The 1,691-nt window shown below is 54.2% G+C and carries 1 protein-coding gene; it reads left to right on the forward strand.

Translation table 11 applies throughout. The annotated features are described in order from the left end of the window. Positions 1-158: 158 nt before the first annotated feature. A complete protein-coding gene (locus JF66_RS20365; RefSeq protein WP_035880747.1) occupies positions 159-1,634 on the forward strand; it encodes a hypothetical protein in 1,476 nt (491 codons plus the stop codon). The last annotated feature ends 57 nt before the right edge of the window (positions 1,635-1,691 follow it).

Below are 1,691 nucleotides of genomic sequence, written 5' to 3' on the forward strand. Positions count from 1 at the left end.
GCGCATATCTGACCGTGTGGCACCGACAGGTGCGGAGAGACACTTGACGGGCTCTGGCCAGATGTCGGAACGGCGAGCTGTATGAACCTGGCCAATCAACACCTCATTCCCACGTCACACGGCCCGACCAAGCCTCCGGATAGTGGATACTTGTAAACATGGGGAATGTTAGACGCCAAGTTCTGACGTTTCTTTATGGCGCTTTTGGTCTCGCGCTCGTCATTGCCTTGGGCAGCATAAATCCAATAATTTTAGGATTGATGCTTCTGCTCGTACTTGGGCTGGGGGCTTGGATTGTACCAAAGGCATACGCGGCTCTGGCTCTCCTTGTTTCTATGGTTGCACCGACGGCCGTGCAGCTCTCGCAACTTCAGATTGCGAGCTACGCCGATGAAGCGATGATTCTGATCGCTGTTCTGGCTTTTGTCACCAAGCGCTTGGTCGGAGGCGGCGCCTTGCGCAAGCTACCAGGTGGAACGGCATTTGCTGTGTTTGGCCTTCTGGGCTTGACGAGCGGACTCGTCGTTGGCGCCTCATTGGACCTCGTCGTCACTGATGCCTTCCTGCTACTAAAGGCTATTCTCTTCGCATTCGCTGTGGCACAAGTCGATTGGGTCAAGGACGACTTGGTCAGGGGTGCAAGAATCGCGGCATGGTCTCTCGCACTCATACTGATCTCAGCGTTAGTGAACCTTGTAATCCCATTGCAGTGGGACAGTCTGTTTAGCGCGAGCGGTGCGATTGACAGGCGTCTGGGGCTCCCTGTTCCGATCGGAATTTTTACCCACCCATCATTCTTTGGTCAATTGATGGCATTGGCCGCGATAGCAATTGCTACATATCGCTCGATGGTTGCGAGAGGCCCGATTTCAGCACTCTTGTTGGTTGGGAGCCTAGCCGGCTCCGTTCTCAGTGCCAGACGCAAGGTGATGGTGGCCTTGGTCGGCGTCGCCCTTTGGGTTGGGTTCAAGAAGAAGCCGGCGGCAACCTGGCTCGTTACAGTCCTCGGCGTTCCTATGTTGACTGTCATTTTCTGGCCGGCGATCACTGCGGTCAGCCAACAGATTTACGTCGAGTACTTCCTCAATGCGCAGGGTTCTGCCCGGACGGTCTTCTACTCAAGTGCGGTTATTTTGGCTACGCAGTATTTTCCTTTGGGCGCAGGGTTTTCGCGGTTTGGTACTTTCACTGCGAGTACGAATTACAGTCCGGAATACAGAAATTTGGGGTTCGAGGGAATTTGGGGCCTCCAGCCAGGTGGTCGGTTTCTAACAGACACATTTTGGCCAGCAATCCTTGGCGAGACCGGTTGGATCGGTTTGGTGGCCTTTCTCATTGGACTGACTCTGCTGACCAGAGCAAGCCTTCGCCTCTACAGATTTGGGTCGAATGCCATCGAGCGATGGTCAGGCCTTGTCGGAGTTCTTTGGTCTATTGAATATGCTTTCGAATCAATTGCGTCACCAGTGTATGTGAGTCCACCAGCTTATCTCTTGCTCTTTATGCTCTTGGGCCTGAACTCGGCTCTCCTCGCGCAAACGTCTAAAGGCGGGGTCGATCGAAAGCTTTCCGTGTCGGCTACAGGATACCCGTCAGGGATGCCTTCCCAACGCTTGGGCCCGGCCCACATCTAAACGACCCTTCTGTTGTCAGTGTCAAGTGACGACATTCGTCAACGAGCGGTGAATACT

Origin of the sequence: Cryobacterium sp. MLB-32 (assembly GCF_000738085.1) — a bacterium.
GTDB lineage: Bacteria > Actinomycetota > Actinomycetes > Actinomycetales > Microbacteriaceae > Cryobacterium.